At 66.4% G+C, this 14,457-nt stretch carries 11 protein-coding genes and 1 tRNA gene; 7 read left to right on the forward strand and 5 right to left on the reverse strand.

The annotated features are described in order from the left end of the window. Nucleotides 1-313: 313 nt before the first annotated feature. Nucleotides 314-766, reverse strand: coding sequence for a rhodanese-like domain-containing protein (locus LDO14_RS09290; protein WP_056390116.1), 453 nt, complete (start codon nt 764-766; stop codon nt 314-316). Between the two features lie 259 nt (nt 767-1,025). Here LDO14_RS09290 and fdh point away from each other — a divergent pair, with 259 nt between their 5' ends. The 3 genes from fdh to nrfD are packed head-to-tail and all read left to right on the forward strand — an operon-like array spanning nt 1,026 to nt 6,451. Then, nucleotides 1,026-4,352: a formate dehydrogenase gene (gene fdh, locus LDO14_RS09295; RefSeq protein WP_223994996.1), complete on the forward strand. Its 3,327-nt coding sequence runs from the start codon at nt 1,026-1,028 to the stop codon at nt 4,350-4,352. Then, on the forward strand, nt 4,353-5,363 hold the full coding sequence (locus tag LDO14_RS09300) for a 4Fe-4S dicluster domain-containing protein (RefSeq protein WP_018771024.1): 1,011 nt from the start codon (nt 4,353-4,355) through the stop codon (nt 5,361-5,363). After that, on the forward strand, nt 5,360-6,451 hold the full coding sequence (gene nrfD / locus LDO14_RS09305; RefSeq protein ID WP_134165405.1) for an NrfD/PsrC family molybdoenzyme membrane anchor subunit: 1,092 nt from the start codon (nt 5,360-5,362) through the stop codon (nt 6,449-6,451). The genes LDO14_RS09300 and nrfD overlap by 4 nt, the downstream gene beginning before the upstream one ends. A 15-nt stretch (nt 6,452-6,466) precedes the next feature. Here the strand turns inward: nrfD and selD are convergent, their stop codons facing one another. Next, entirely contained in the window at nt 6,467-7,492 is a 1,026-nt protein-coding gene (gene selD / locus LDO14_RS09310) for a selenide, water dikinase SelD (protein ID WP_208324281.1), read from the reverse strand. A 44-nt stretch (nt 7,493-7,536) separates the two neighbouring features. On the opposite strand from selD, the gene LDO14_RS09315 reads away from it, so the two are divergent. From LDO14_RS09315 to selB, 3 genes are all read left to right on the forward strand, one after another. Continuing rightward, nucleotides 7,537-7,631 (forward strand) — tRNA-Sec (locus tag LDO14_RS09315). Between the two features lie 36 nt (nt 7,632-7,667). Next, a complete protein-coding gene (gene selA / locus LDO14_RS09320) occupies nt 7,668-8,999 on the forward strand; it encodes an L-seryl-tRNA(Sec) selenium transferase (protein ID WP_223994998.1) in 1,332 nt (443 codons plus the stop codon). 3 nt (nt 9,000-9,002) lie between these two features. Next, nucleotides 9,003-10,799 carry a selenocysteine-specific translation elongation factor gene (selB, locus tag LDO14_RS09325; RefSeq protein ID WP_223995000.1) on the forward strand — a complete coding sequence of 599 codons (1,797 nt, stop codon included), beginning with the start codon at nt 9,003-9,005 and terminating at the stop codon, nt 10,797-10,799. On the opposite strand, the gene LDO14_RS09330 is transcribed toward selB, so the two are convergent. Continuing rightward, nucleotides 10,796-11,674: a type II CAAX endopeptidase family protein gene (locus tag LDO14_RS09330; RefSeq protein WP_223995002.1), complete on the reverse strand. Its 879-nt coding sequence runs from the start codon at nt 11,672-11,674 to the stop codon at nt 10,796-10,798. The genes selB and LDO14_RS09330 overlap by 4 nt on opposite strands. 229 nt (nt 11,675-11,903) lie before the next feature. Between LDO14_RS09330 and LDO14_RS09335 the strand changes: the two genes are divergently transcribed. Beyond that, nucleotides 11,904-12,386 carry a hypothetical protein gene (locus LDO14_RS09335; RefSeq protein WP_134165401.1) on the forward strand — a complete coding sequence of 161 codons (483 nt, stop codon included), beginning with the start codon at nt 11,904-11,906 and terminating at the stop codon, nt 12,384-12,386. Nucleotides 12,387-12,468: 82 nt separating this feature from the next. On the opposite strand, the gene LDO14_RS09340 is transcribed toward LDO14_RS09335, so the two are convergent. Beyond that, nucleotides 12,469-13,266: a sugar phosphate isomerase/epimerase family protein gene (locus LDO14_RS09340; RefSeq protein WP_134165400.1), complete on the reverse strand. Its 798-nt coding sequence runs from the start codon at nt 13,264-13,266 to the stop codon at nt 12,469-12,471. Next, nucleotides 13,263-14,333, reverse strand: coding sequence for a zinc-binding alcohol dehydrogenase (locus LDO14_RS09345; RefSeq protein WP_056390138.1), 1,071 nt, complete (start codon nt 14,331-14,333; stop codon nt 13,263-13,265). The genes LDO14_RS09340 and LDO14_RS09345 overlap by 4 nt, the downstream gene beginning before the upstream one ends. Between the last annotated feature and the right edge of the window lie 124 nt (nt 14,334-14,457).

Genomic DNA, 14,457 nt, shown 5'->3' on the forward strand with positions numbered 1-14,457 from the left:
GTTTCCTCCCGGGAGGGCTGGCTGGTGTGCGATTCGTGGCGACCACAGAGTTGGAGGCGGCAACCGGCGTTGCCGCAACTTTGCAGTCATAAAGGTTGGGGAGGATCGACCTGCACCAATGCGTCCGTCGGGGACGTCCCTGTTCGCGCTGTACGCAACATCGATCACCATATGCAACAGTGTGACTCGTGCCACGCAGGGTGTCAATCTATTAATTGACGCCGCCAAAAACTACGAAAAAACGTGCTGACTGGACCCGGGCGCGCATCAGCTAAGGCGTGTGAAATCCGGTTGGACGCTGGCCCGGGGCCGGTTACTCACTGCTTTGGTTGCGCAACGCCGCCCACGCCTGGAAACCGCCGATCAGGTCGGTGGCACGGATCAGCCCCAGCCTCTGCAGGGTGTGCGCAGCGAGGCTGGAACTGTAGCCCTCGTTGCACACAACCACGATGCGGCGGGCGGGGTCGTCAGCGATCGGGAGCCGATGGGCGCTGGAAGGATCGAGCCGCCACTCAAGAACGTTGCGGTCGATCACGACGGCTCCCGGAATTTCGCCGTCCCGGTCCCGCTGATCCACGGGCCGAATGTCAACAACAAGGGCGCCCGCTGCCATTTCCCGCTCAAGATCCGAAGGGTGGACACGCACGAGCCCGCTGCGGCTCTCTTCCAGTAACTGGTCGACCGTAAGGGCCGCGGGGGTGCCGCCCGCATGCGAACCGCGTTCGCCGCCTTCAGCGCCGTCGTCGGAGTTATCAAACTGGTTCAAAATTTTCTCCCTTTACCTTCTGATGCGTCCATCGTTCCACCATGAAGCTGAACGCGGGGACGGTCGGACCGGGGCGAATGTCTTTTTGCGTCCGCCTGGGGGAGGGGGCACCGGCGGAAGGTGCACGACGGCGGTGCGTCCCGTCGTCGTGCTCCTTGACTTTTGTGGGGACTACTTGAATTTCGGCGCCGTAGTTTCTGCGGAAGACACGCGAACGCTGTCCTGTTGCTTTCGCGGCGCTTCGGGATATGCTCCACAAATGGCACCGCGAAGTTTCCTTCAATGGCCGGTCATCCGTCAATTGTCGACGGGGGATCTGCTGGGCCGTGGGCCCGCTGTCACCTCGGCCAAGACCCAGGCCATTGCCCCCCGCACAGCTACTGCTGACCGCGTTGTCCAGAGCGTCTGCCCCTACTGCGCCGTGGGTTGCGGACAGCGTGTCTACGTCAAGGACGAAAAGGTCATCCAGATCGAAGGCGATCCGGACTCACCCATCTCGCGCGGCCGCCTGTGCCCCAAGGGTTCTGCCAGCGAGCAACTGGTCAATTCACCAGGCCGGCAGACCAAGGTGCTTTACCGTGCGCCGCGCTCCAGGGAGTGGGAACACCTGGATTTGGCCACGGCCGTCGAGATGGTGGCGGACCGGTTCATCGAAACGCGCCGCAGGACGTGGCAGCAGGAGGACGACCAGGGCCGGCTGCTTCGCCGCACCATGGGCATTGCTTCGCTGGGCGGCGCAACCCTGGACAACGAAGAAAACTACCTGATCAAGAAGCTCTTCACGGCTGCAGGGGCGGTGCAGACCGAGAACCAGGCCCGCATATGACACTCCGCCACGGTTCCCAGTTTGGGAGCCTCGTTTGGACGCGGTGGTGCAACGCAGTCACTGCAGGACATGGCCAACGCCGATTGCATCGTTATCCAGGGTTCCAACATGGCCGAGTGCCATCCCGTGGGATACCAGTGGGTAGCGGAGGCTAAAGCCCGCGGAGCCAAGGTCATCCACGTTGACCCCAGGTTCACGCGGACGTCGGCAGTGTCGGATAAGCACATTCCCATTCGTGCAGGCTCCGACGTGGTTCTCCTTGGTGCGCTCATCAACTATGTCCTCACCAATGACCTGTGGTTCAAGGAGTACGTCAGCGCGTACACGAACGCCGCCACGCTGGTCCATGAGGATTACCGCGACGCCGAGGACCTGGGTGGGCTGTTCTCCGGCTTTGATCCGGAGAAGCGCGCCTACGACACGTCATCGTGGGCCTATGCGGAAAAAGGGGACGGTGCCATCGATGAGCCCGGGCCAGGTTCGGAACACGGAGCCGATGCCACGGCCCGCGCCGCCGGCCACGCCTTTGGCAGCGGCGGACCACCTTTGGAGCACGCCGAAGTGCAGCGCGACGACACCCTCCAGGACCCGCGGACTGTTTTCCAGGTCGTCAAGCGGCACTACGCCCGCTACACCCCGGAGATGGTCCAGGACATGTGCGGGATCGACGCCGCGGACTTCGAGTACCTGGCGCGCTCCATCACGGAAAACTCCGGGCGCGACCGCACGACGTGTTTCGCCTACGCCGTCGGCTGGACCCAGCACTCCCTTGGGGCTCAGTTCATCCGGGCCGCCGCCATCCTGCAGCTTCTGCTCGGGAACGTCGGACGCCCCGGTGGCGGGATCATGGCCCTGCGTGGCCATGCCAGCATCCAGGGCTCAACGGACATCCCCACCCTTTTCAACCTTCTGCCCGGGTACCTGCCCATGCCCAGCGCCGGACGCCATGACAGCCTTGAGGAGTACCTGTCAGTCATTGGCTCGAAGCAACAGAAGGGTTTTTGGGCTGATGCCGACGCCTACACCATCAGCCTCCTAAAGGCCTGGTGGGGTGAGGCTGCCAACGCGGACAACGACTGGGCTTACGACTATCTCCCGAGACTGACGGGGGCCCACGGAACGTACGAGACAGTAATGGGCATGCTCGAGGATGAAGTTGAGGGCTACTTCCTTCTCGGCCAGAATCCTGCAGTGGGTTCGGCCCACGGCCGGATGCAACGCCTGGCCATGTCGCACCTGAAGTGGCTGGTGGTGCGTGACTTGAACCTCATCGAGTCGGCCACGTGGTGGAAAGACGGTCCGGAAATTGAATCCGGGGAGCTGCGCACCGAGGACATCGAGACCGAAGTGTTCTTCCTGCCTGCCGCAACCCACGTTGAGAAAGCCGGCTCTTTCACCCAGACCCAGCGCCTGCTGCAGTGGCGGCACCAGGCGGTGTCGCCGCCGGGGGAGTGCCAGAGCGAGCTGCAGTTCTTCTTCGAACTGGGCCAGCGGATCCGGGAGAAACTGGCCGGGTCGCAGGACGAACGGGACCGTCCGCTGCTGGACCTCACTTGGGACTACCCCACGGACGGGCATGGCGAACCTGATGGTGAAGCCGTGCTGGCGGAAATCAACGGCCGCCACCTGGACGGCCCGGATGCGGGCAAGCCGCTCTCGGCATACACCGAACTGCGCGCCGACGGATCCACGGCGGCCGGCTGCTGGATCTACACCGGCGTGTACGCTGACGGTGTCAACCATGCCGCCAACCGGAAGCCGGGCAAGGAACAGGGGCCTGCGGCCCCGGAATGGGGCTGGGCATGGCCGGCCAACCGCCGGATCCTCTACAACCGCGCGTCGGCTGATCCGGCCGGCAACCCGTGGAGCGAGCGGAAGAAATACATCTGGTGGGACCAGGAACAGGGTAAGTGGGTCGGAGACGACGTGCCGGACTTCCCGGTTGACCGGGCACCTGGCAGCAAACCCGATCCCTCTGTCGGTGGTCCAGCCGCACTCAGCGGTGATGATCCCTTTATCATGCAGGCAGACGGCAAAGGCTGGTTGTTCGCGCCGAAGGGCCTCATGGATGGACCCCTTCCCACCCATTACGAGGCGCAGGAATCACCGGTGGCGAACGCGCTTTATCCGCAGCAGCAAAGTCCCGCGCGGCTGGTGTTCCCCCGCGCGGACAACCTCAGCGCACCGAGCGCCGGCACCAGCGGGGCAGACGTCTACCCGTTCGTCTTCACCACATATCGGCTCACGGAGCACCATACGGCGGGTGGGATGAGCCGCTGGCTCCCATACCTGTCGGAGCTCCAGCCGGAGATGTTCTGCGAGGTCTCGCCTGAACTGGCCGCCGAGCGCGGACTTGAGCCGTACGGGTGGGCCACGATCATTTCGCCGCGCTCCGCCATCGAGGCGAAGGTTCTTGTCACGGACCGGATGAGGCCCCTGGCTGTTGGCGGCCACACCGTGCATCAAATTGGGCTGCCCTACCACTGGGGCGTCGGCAGCAATGCCGTGGTCAGTGGTGACGCGGCCAACGACCTGCTGGGTGTGACCCTGGACCCCAACGTCCAGATCCAGGAGTCCAAGGTGGCTTCGTGCGATATCCGTCCGGGCCGCCGTCCGCGGGGGAAGGAACTGCTTGCCCTGGTTGCGGAGTACCAAGCCCGGGCAGGAGTGACCATCGAGACGGGGAACAGCGCCGTCACCAATCCGACGGCGGAAGGCAACAAACCCGCCCCGCATACCGATCCCACAACGGAGGACTAGATGGGCCAGCTGTCCGGACCGACCGACCCCACCGCCGATGCCCACTGGGAACACAACCATCCGCGCAAGGGATTCTTCACCGACACCTCGATCTGCATCGGCTGCAAGGCCTGCGAAGTTGCCTGCAAGGAATGGAACCACAACCCGCAGGACGGAAACCTCGAGTTGCTGGGGTCTTCCTACGACAACACCGGATCCCTGGGCGCCAGCACCTGGCGGCATGTGGCGTTCATTGAGCAAGGCCAGGAACGCATTACCGAGGCCCGGGAATCCGGGCGGGCCCTGGTCAATTTGGGCATGCCCCGCATTGGTCCTCCCGCCACGGCAGGGTCCGCAGCGACCGACCTGGCAGAGGCCGACACGACGCCCCCGGACACGGCAGACTTCCGGTGGCTGATGTCCTCCGACGTCTGCAAGCACTGCACCCACGCCGGATGCCTTGACGTCTGTCCCACGGGGGCCCTTTTTCGTACCGAATTCGGCACCGTGGTGGTCCAGGACGACGTCTGCAACGGCTGCGGAACCTGCGTGGCCGGGTGCCCCTTCGGCGTGATCGAACGCCGCAGCAATGGCACGGTGAAGGTGGCCGGCCAGCGGGACGAGCAGCACGAAAAGCATCCCGCCGACCCCAACGTGGGCGTGGCCCAGAAGTGCACGTTGTGCTACGACAGGCTGGTGGCCGATGAGACGCCCGCGTGCGCCAAGGCATGCCCGACGACGTCCATCAAGTTCGGCGACCACGACGACATGGTGGAAACAGCCCGGGAGCGGGTGGCCCACCTGCACGCGCAAGGCCTCACCGAAGCGCGGCTCTACGGTGCGAACGAGAACGACGGCGTCGGTGGAACGGGATCGGTCTTCCTGCTGCTGGATGAGCCCGAGGTGTACGGGCTCCCGCCGGACCCGCGCGTCCCCACAGCCGACCTGCCGCAGATGTACCGGCGGGCAGGCATGGCTGTAGCGGGCATGGCCGCGGCTGCAGCATTGGCTTTCCTGGGAGGACGGGCGTGACCCTTTCGGAATTCGACAGCTTCCGGCCGGCGGAGCGTGCCCGGCGCCGCCGGCAGGACGGCAAACCCGGCCTGCGCCGCCGCAGGGACAACGGGGACGGTTCCCGCGAAGTGCCCATGGTCCCGGAGCCTGAATTCACCTCTTACTACGGCCGCCCCGTCGTAAAGCCCGCGCCGTGGGGCGATGACGTTGCCATCTACCTGTTCCTGGGCGGCGTGGCAGCAGGCTCGGCGCTGCTTGGCCTCGGCGGCCAGTTGACCGGACGGCCGATACTTCGCCGGAATGCCCGGCTGGGTGCCTTGGCCGCCGTGAGTGCCGGCGCCGTCGCGTTGGTGAAGGACCTGGGCAGGCCGGAGCGTTTCCTGCATATGCTGCGGACCTTCAAAGTGACCTCGCCGATGAGCGTGGGCTCCTGGATCCTCAGCGCCTTCAGCGCAGGTGCAGGCGTTGCCGCAGTGGCCGAAATCGACCGGATGAGCGGAAACCGGCTGCCGCTGGGACCCTTGCGCAGGGTGCTGCAGGCCGTGGAAGGACCGGCGGGCGTCGAGGCTGCGGTGTTCGCCGGACCATTGGCGGCATACACAGCTGTGCTGCTTGGCGACACCGCCACCCCCACCTGGAACGCTGCGCACGAGGAACTGCCGTTCGTCTTCGTCAGTTCGGCGTGCCTCGCTTCTGCCGGGCTCGCCATGGTCACCACGCCGGCCCGCGAGACCGGTCCCGCCCGCAAACTCGCGGTGCTTGGCGTCGTGGGCGACGTGCTTGCCATGAAGATCATGGAGCGCCGGATGGATCCGGTGGCAGCCGAGCCCCTTCATCAGGGCAAGGCAGGCACCATGCTGAAGTGGAGCGAGCGGTTGGCAGTCGCCGGCGGCCTGGGAGCCGTGCTGGGTGGCCGCAACCGCGTCGCAGCTGCCGCTTCGGGGGTGGCGTTGCTGGCCGCTTCTGCACTGACCCGGTTTGGCATCTTCGAAGCGGGGCTGGCCTCTGCCAAGGACCCGCGGTACACCATCGAACCGCAGAAGGCCCGGCTCGCAGCCCGCCGCGCAGCCGGCGTAACCGGCGACGCGATCACGACCGCCAGCTGACCTGGCCGCCAGGCATCAGCGGATCCTGATGCCCCGGCCGGCAGTGGTGTGGCCGATGACGGGGTGCCCTGGCAGCTCGCCGACCACCAGCAGCCCGCCGGAAGTCTGGGCATCGGCAAGCAGCAGCAGGTCGTCTTCGGTGATGCCCGGTGCGGTCTGCAGGTGCGGCCGCACCCAGTCGAGGTTGCGCCGGGTCCCGCCGGAGACAAAGCCGTCGCGCAGTGCCTCGCGGGCTCCATCAATCAGCGGTACCGCATTCAGGTCGATCACTGCGCCCACCTCCGATGCCCGGACCATCTTGTGAAGATGGCCAAGCAGGCCAAAACCCGTGACGTCCGTTGCTGCCCGGACGCCGGCGGCCACCGCTGCCTCGGACGCGTCGCGATTGAGGCCCACCATGGTCGCTATCGCCTCGGCAAACACTTCACCGGTCGCTTTGTGCCGGTTGTTGAGAAGCCCGACGCCGATCGGCTTGGTCAGCGTGATGGGCAGGCCCGGCCGGGCGGCGTCGTTGCGCAGCAGCCGGTCCGGGTGCGCGACGCCGGTGACGGCCATGCCGTACTTGGGTTCCGGATCGTCAATGGAGTGTCCGCCAAGCACCGGGCAACCGGCCTCCGACGCCACACTAAGCCCGCCGCGGAGGACCTCCGTCATCAGCTCCATTGGCAGGACGCCGCGGGGCCAGCCCACCAGGTTGATGGCCGTGACCGGCCGGCCGCCCATTGCGTAGATATCCGAGAGCGCATTGGCGGCGGCGATCCGGCCCCAGTCAAAGGCATCGTTGACAACGGGAGTGAAGAAATCCGCCGTGGTAAGAACCGCGAGGTCGTCCCGCACCAGGACGGCCGCCGCGTCGTCGCCACTGTCCAGGCCAACCAGCACCTCTGCGCCCGGCTGGCCGATGAGGCCACGGACGGCATCTTCGAGCTCACCCGGCGGGATCTTGCAGGCACAGCCTCCTCCGTGGGCGTAGTCGGTGAGCCGAAGGGCGCCCACGGCGCCCTCATCAAGTTGCTGGACTGACGTCTGGGCCTCATTCACCCGCCTAGCGTACCCCCGTGAATCGACCTGCTATATTGAGGCGCGGTGGCGTCCGGGTCCTGGTGGGCCCCCCGGTCTTCAAAACCGGTGCGGCTGAGCATCTCGGCCTGGCGGGTTCGATTCCCGTCCGCCACCGCCAACTTTCGGCAGTGAATGCCGCGATATGAGGAGGGCTGTGGACCACGTCGATCCCCGCCGCCTGATTCCCCGCACGGACGACCTGCTGGCACTGCCGCCCGTCCGCGAAGCCCGGTCACGGCTGAGTGAGCGTGTGATCCGCGAACTCGTCCGGGACATCCAGGACCAGGCCCGGCGCGGTGACCTTCCTCCCGGCCAGGTGGAGCCAGTCCTGCTGGCCGCCGTCGCTGACCGCAAGGCAACAACCCTCCGCCCGGTGCTGAACGCCACCGGGGTCATCGTCCACACCAACCTGGGGCGGGCACCCCTTTCCGCGGCCGCGGTCGAAGCTGTTATCGCAGCCAGCGGCTACGTTGACGTGGAACTCGACCTGGCTGACGGAAACCGCTCCCGCCGTGGCGCCGGGGCCCGGGCGGTACTGCTCGCCGCCTGTCCCGCCGCTGAGGACGCACTGGTGGTCAACAACGGAGCAGCGGCGCTGGTACTGGCCACTACAGCCCTGGCCGCCGGCCGGGACGTGGTGGTGAGCCGCGGCGAACTCGTTGAGATCGGTGCAGGCTTCAGGCTCACCGACCTGATGGAATCGACAGGGGCAAGGCTTCGCGAGGTGGGCACCACCAACCGGACCCACCTGCACGACTACGCCGCGGCCCTCGGCGCCGATACGGGCTGCGTGCTGAAGGTCCATCCGAGCAACTTCCGGGTAGACGGTTTCACTTCCGCTGTTCCGCTGCATGAACTGGCCCCGCTGACGCAGGCACACGGAGTACCGCTCGTGGCCGACCTTGGCAGTGGACTGCTGGCACCCGACCCGCACCTCCCTGATGAACCTGATGTTGCCTCCGCTTTGGCGGCCGGGGCCGACGTCGTCATCGCCAGTGGCGACAAACTTCTCGGCGGACCCCAGGCGGGCCTGCTGCTGGGCCGCAAGGAGGTCATCACCCGGTTGGCCCGCCACCCGCTTGCCCGGGCCGTCCGGGCCGACAAACTTGCCCTCGCTGCCTTGGAGGCGACCGTGGCCGGCGGAATGCCGCCCGTCGTACAGGCGCTGCACGCCGACGTCGGGCAATTGCGGCGCCGCACGGAACGGCTGGCCCAGGAACTCGGGGCAGCCGTGGTGCCGCATGACGGCAGGGTAGGCGGCGGGGGCGCCCCCGGTTTTGCCTTGCCCGGGTGGGCGCTCCGGCTCCCCGAAGGACTGGCGCGGTTCCTGCGTACCGGCGATCCCGCCGTGCTTCCGCGCGTCCACGACGGTTCCTGCCTGATCGATCTGCGGTGCGTGCCCGCCGCGGACGACGACCGGATTCTCGAGGCCATTCGGCAGGCGCTGGCGGCCCTCGAGGCTGCGGATGCAGGCAGGGCGGGCTGAACCGTGCACGTCGTTGCCACGGCCGGTCACGTCGATTCCGGCAAGAGCACCCTTGTCCGCGCCCTTACCGGCATGGAGCCGGACCGCTGGGAAGAAGAACGGCGCCGCGGGCTGACCATCGACCTGGGTTACGCCTGGACCACGTTGCCGTCCGGGCAGGACGTTACGTTCGTCGACGTCCCCGGCCACGAGCGTTTCCTGGGCAACATGCTTGCCGGCATCGGACCCGCGCCGGTGGTGTGTTTCGTCGTCGCCGCCGACGAAGGCTGGCAGGCCCAGTCGAGTGACCACCGGGACGCCGTGGCGGCGCTGGGCATCGAGCACGGTGTGGTGGTCCTCAGCCGCGCGGACCGGGCGTCCAGCCAGCGGGTGGCGGACGTCCTGGCACGCACCCGGGTGGAGCTGGCCGGGACTGGTCTGAGGGATGCCCCGGCCGTTGCCGTGTCCGCCATCGACGGCACCGGCCTGGCTGAGCTGCGTTCAGCGCTCGACGGCGTCCTGGCCAGTGTGCCCCAACCCGCCACAGATGGGCGGGTCCGGCTGTGGGTGGACCGGTCGTTCACGATCACCGGTTCCGGCACCGTGGTGACCGGAACGCTGGCCGCAGGAACGATCGTCCAGGGGGACCGGCTGGGCCTCTTTGGTCACCTTGGTTCCCGGTCCGTCGTCGTCCGTGGCCTGCAAAGCCGCGACACCTCGTACACCTCGGTGGCGCCAGTCAGCCGTGTGGCCCTCAACCTGCGCGACGTTTCCGCCACGGACATCCGGCGCGGTGATGCGCTGCTCACCCCCGATGCCTGGCCCACCACCGGCGTCGTGGGCATCCAACGGACCACCGGTGTGGCGTATACGGATGTGCCGGAGCAGCTCATGGTCCATGTTGGCACCGCGTCCGTGCCGGCCAGGCTGCGTCCTTTCGGCGCCGACCACGCCAGGCTCGTCCTTGACAGGCACCTGCCTCTCGTCCTGGGCGACCGGCTGGTGCTGCGCGACCCCGGAAGCCGCTCTGTGCTGGGCGGGGCACGCATCCTCGACGCCGATCCACCGGCCTTGCGGCGGCGCGGAGACAGCGCCCACTGGGCCCAGCGGCTTGCAGGCATGGACCCGGCGGGTGACGTGCTGGGGGAGGTGGCAGCCCGCAAAGCCGTGCGGGTGGAGCATCTGCGCCGGCTCGGGCTGTTGTCCGGGCAGGACCCGGAAGGGCCGTCCGGCGTGCAGGTCATTGACGACTGGTGGGTGCACGCTCCTGTCTTTGAGGCCTGGCAGCACCAGCTTCGCAACGCAGTCCAGGCGCTGCAGGAATCCGATCCCTTGGCGCCGGGCCTTTCCATGGGGGCAGCCCGCAACCTGCTTCGCCTGCCCGACGAGAAGCTGCTTTCCCATGTCATCCGTGGGGCCGCCCTGGAACAGGACGCAGGCCACATCCGGCTGCCCGGCAGCCGGGGCCACCTTGGCCCCATCGAACCGGCAATTGCCGAGCTGGAGCGCAGGCTCACCACGCATACGTTCCAGGCCCCGGAATCCGAGGAGCTGGCCGCGCTGGGTTTGGGCACGCGGGAGCTGGCTGCTGCAGAACGCTCGGGCCGCCTGCTGAGGCTGCGTGACGGCGTGGTGCTGCTGCCAACGGCGCCGGCCCTTGCGATGCGAACCCTAGCCGGCCTGGAGCAGCCCTTTACCACCAGCCAGGCGCGCCAAGCCCTCGGAACGACGCGCCGGATAGCGGTTCCACTGCTGGAACACCTCGATTCGCGGGGGTGGACCCAGCGGTTGGACGCAGGCCACCGCAAGGTGGTGCGCTAAGGGTTTGCGTCCCGAAGTCGACGGGCTTTGACGAGGAAGACAACCGCAACAATCGTCCAGAATGCAGCACCCCAAAGCAGTGCCGGCATCAGGACCGCCATTCCGGTCGCCGTACCTGATGCCATGAAAGAGTTGATGAACGCCCCTGCCGAAAGCGGCGCGTGCATGAGCATCGCCAGCGGGAGGCTCCCTGTCCGGTCGTAGACCCACACCATCAGCACCCGGAATGGGGGCAGCCAGGCAAACAGGAACACCGCCACGATAACCGCGTTTGGCATAGCTCCTGAAGGGTCAGTGCTGTCCGCGAACATCGGGTAGTGCCAGGTTCCCCACAGCAGGGCCATGATGAGGCCAGTCAAAAGAATGCCGTAACGCCTACGGAGCCTGGGCAGGGCAAAGCCCGTCCAGCCAAGCTCTTCCAGGATGCCGACCGCGAGCCCGACCAGGAGGCCGCCCAGGATAATGGCCGCTGTCCCCTCCAGTGTGGTCGTGCCCGCGTAGTAACCCGGAAACATCATCGAGACCAAGGCCGCCGTCGTAGCCATGACGATCGGGCCAGTAAGAAGGGCGAAAAGGTACCACCGGGGGCCCACCCGCCATTGGCGCAGCCGGGTCCCGAGTTCCCGAAGCCCTGTTCGGCCGTATAGAAGGGCGGTAAGGGAAACGCCGGCTGCGGCGGGCCCTGCCGGGAGCGCCGCCGCGGCCCAGGTTACGGTTAGGTGCCCTGCTCTGAGAATGGCAGCCATTCCGCCCCAGGAGATGAAAAATGCGAGGAGGTAGAAAACAGGCAAGGGATGGCGCCTCGTGAACGAGGAGAACCCCTTGCCGGCGGCGCCCGAAACGAGCGGCACTCCGGGCTGTGGTTGCGTTGTCATGGGGACCCTCCTGCCTGACCAAACGCGCGCCAGCCGGTGACCCGGGAGCTGCTACCCCCAACTCCCAGCGTGATAGCGCAGGCAATGGCGGAGTAGGGGCTTTGGTCATGGCACCCTGTACCTCTGGAGCGCCGGGACGTCCCGGATACCTGTCTTGGTTCCAAAGACCCTGTTTGGGCACTTCTCCGCGCCCTAGTCTGTCGTCATCCATTACATCAAGGAGGCATCCATGCGCAGAGCAGCAATGACTGAAACCGAGCGGGTCCATCATCTCTCCGAGAACCTCATGGGCCAGCTGGCCAGAGGCAGGGAATGGGCCACGCCTGGTGTGCAGGCTGCGCTTCAGCGGGCGGTGGCCGGGCTGGATGCAGGCATCGAGACCGCTTCTCCCCGCCTCCAGGCGCTGTTGCGCCGGTTGGCCGATGAGCTTGCCGGGGGTGTGGAGACACTGACGCCACGGGTCCAGGGACAGCTTAAGCGCGTTGGCCCGAAACCGGCCGCACGAGCCAAGAGACGCGGCCCGGTGAGGTCCCGGCAGCCGGCCTTCCGGATGTGGTGGTGGATCGCAGGGCTCGTAGCGTTGGCAGCCGGGGCAGCAGTCTGGCGCTCAATGCAGGCGTCCAAAGAAGAGACGGTGCGTTCGGACAGTTCGCAGGACATGAGCGGTGCGGATGCGAATGTCGACGCAGATCTTGCCTCAGGACGGATGTAGGAGGGCGTTCAGCGGCGGCAAGAAAGCATCGTTCTACAAAGGCGCCGGCCACCGATGGATTATCCCCCGAAAGGCCAGCGTCTCAGAGGAAGCGTCTGAGCAGTTCCGGGACCCGGGGCAGGACCAGTTCAGGGGGACCGGAAAGCCGGGACTCGAGGGCCACTGTTCCCTGGTACCCCATGGCCTTGAGGGCGGCGCCGATCGGAGCCCAGTCGATGTGGCCGGCGCCCGGTTCCAGTCGATTGGAGTCGCTGGCCTGGACGTGGCCGACGAAAGCGCCCGCTGCCTCCAGTGCCGCTGCGGGATCTGCTTCTTCAATGTTCATGTGATAGGTGTCTGCGGCAAGCTTGACCGAACCGAGTCCGACTTTCCGCAGCAGTTCCACGCCCTGGGCGAGTGTGTTGACCATGTGGTCTTCGTACCGGTTCAAGGGTTCCAGATAGAGTTCTACGCCTTCGCGCTCGGCGTGCCCGCCAAGTTGACCGAGAACATCAACAAGCACGGCCGTGTCCTCCTCCTGGGTTCGCGGCGGAATGAACGGGGGAAGGCGTTTTGAAAACATGCCGTACGAGGCCGGGGTTACGGCGCCCCGGCCCCCCAGCTCGGCCATGACACTTAGCTGGGATCGAAGTTGAACCACGGCGTCCCGACGGAGGGCCTCGTCAAAGTCTCCGATGAAGTGAAGCATGTCCACGCATACGGTGGGCATGACCACTCCGTTCTGCCGTGCGCGCCGAAGCTCGGACAGACGGTTCTGGAAACCCAGGTCGCCTTGGGCGCGGAGCTCAATTCCGTCGAAGCCCCAGGCAACGGCTCTCTCAAATTTCTCCTCCAGGCAGCTACCGGGCAGGTGCTGCTCTTGTACGGTGAGCGGGATCATCGGAACTCCAAAACTGTCTGAAGGGCAGACTCGGGATTGTTATCCAACAGCTCGTAGGCCTTGGCAGCATCTGCGATGTCGAACCGGTGGGTCACCAGGGAGGCTGCATCCAGGGCGCCGGACGCGATCGAAGCGATCACTGTCTGTTCCAGGCGGGGAACGCTCCACCGGGTGCGCAGCCGGTTTGGGACCGAACCGATTTGCGAGGCGAGTATCTGGACCCGGTTGTGGTGGAACTCTTCTCCCAGGCGGAGAGGTGCCGCGCCGCCCTGGTAAAAGCCGGCAGCAACCACTGTGCCATCGGCACCCACGGCCCGTGTGGCCTCGTGGAGGGCGCGGTAGTTCCCGCTGAGTTCAATGGCGCAATCGCACCCCATGCCGCCGGTAAGTTCGCGAATCCGGGCTGCGGGATCCGGGTCCGGCGCCAAGGCTTCCTCCGCACCCCAAGCGAGTGCCTTGTTTTGGCGCACCCTGATTCCGTCCACTGCGATCACCGTCGCGCCGTTCAAAACGGCGAAGCGGGTGGCCAGCAGGCCGATGACGCCCTGGCCAAAAATGGCAACCGTCGAACCCACCCCCAGGTCAGCTGCCAGGACGGCGTTCAGGGCTATCGCTCCCACCCGCACAAATACGGCAGCGAGCGGGTCCATGCCCTCGGGCAGTTGGTGACCGGCCACGGTTTTTGCCAGCAGGATAGCCTCGGACTGGTGCCCCCAAATGCCCCAGACGGTGTCTCCGACTTTGACAGGCCGGCCGGCGTCCTTCCCCTCATCGACCGGGTCGGGCACGGCAGCAACCTCCACGACCTCTCCGACCTCCGAGTATCCCCACCCGTCCAGGGGGTAGCCAAGCCGCGGTTCACGTAGATCCTGCTGGAACAGGCGGATCCCGGGATTCCATACGGAGGTCAGGTAGGGATTAGTGCCCCGGTACGCGGTCATCTCGGTCCCGGCCGAGATACCCGAAAACAGGGTGCGGACCCGAACCTCTCCGGGCTGGAGGGCAACGCTCTGGCTCTCGATGATCTCTACTTTGCCGGGGCCTGCAAAGCGAAGAAGGCGGTACACGGCTTAGCTTCCTTGAGGCGATTTGGTGCCTGGGACCATGGCGGTGCTTTCAGTATGCAAGGGTCCAGCGCGGCGCTGCTTTCGAGACAGTGATCAGATGTGGGGGGAATTGCCTCGGCCCCGT

The sequence above is a fragment of the Arthrobacter sp. NicSoilB11 genome (assembly GCF_019977375.1).
GTDB lineage: Bacteria > Actinomycetota > Actinomycetes > Actinomycetales > Micrococcaceae > Arthrobacter.

Coding starts and splice junctions, on each gene's coding strand:
- LDO14_RS09300 (WP_018771024.1), top strand. CDS start 4,353: ATGGGCCAGCTGTCCGGACCGACCGACCCCACCGCCGATGCCCACTGG.
- LDO14_RS09330 (WP_223995002.1), bottom strand. CDS start 11,674: ATGACAACGCAACCACAGCCCGGAGTGCCGCTCGTTTCGGGCGCCGCC.
- LDO14_RS09335 (WP_134165401.1), top strand. CDS start 11,904: ATGCGCAGAGCAGCAATGACTGAAACCGAGCGGGTCCATCATCTCTCC.
- LDO14_RS09340 (WP_134165400.1), bottom strand. CDS start 13,266: ATGATCCCGCTCACCGTACAAGAGCAGCACCTGCCCGGTAGCTGCCTG.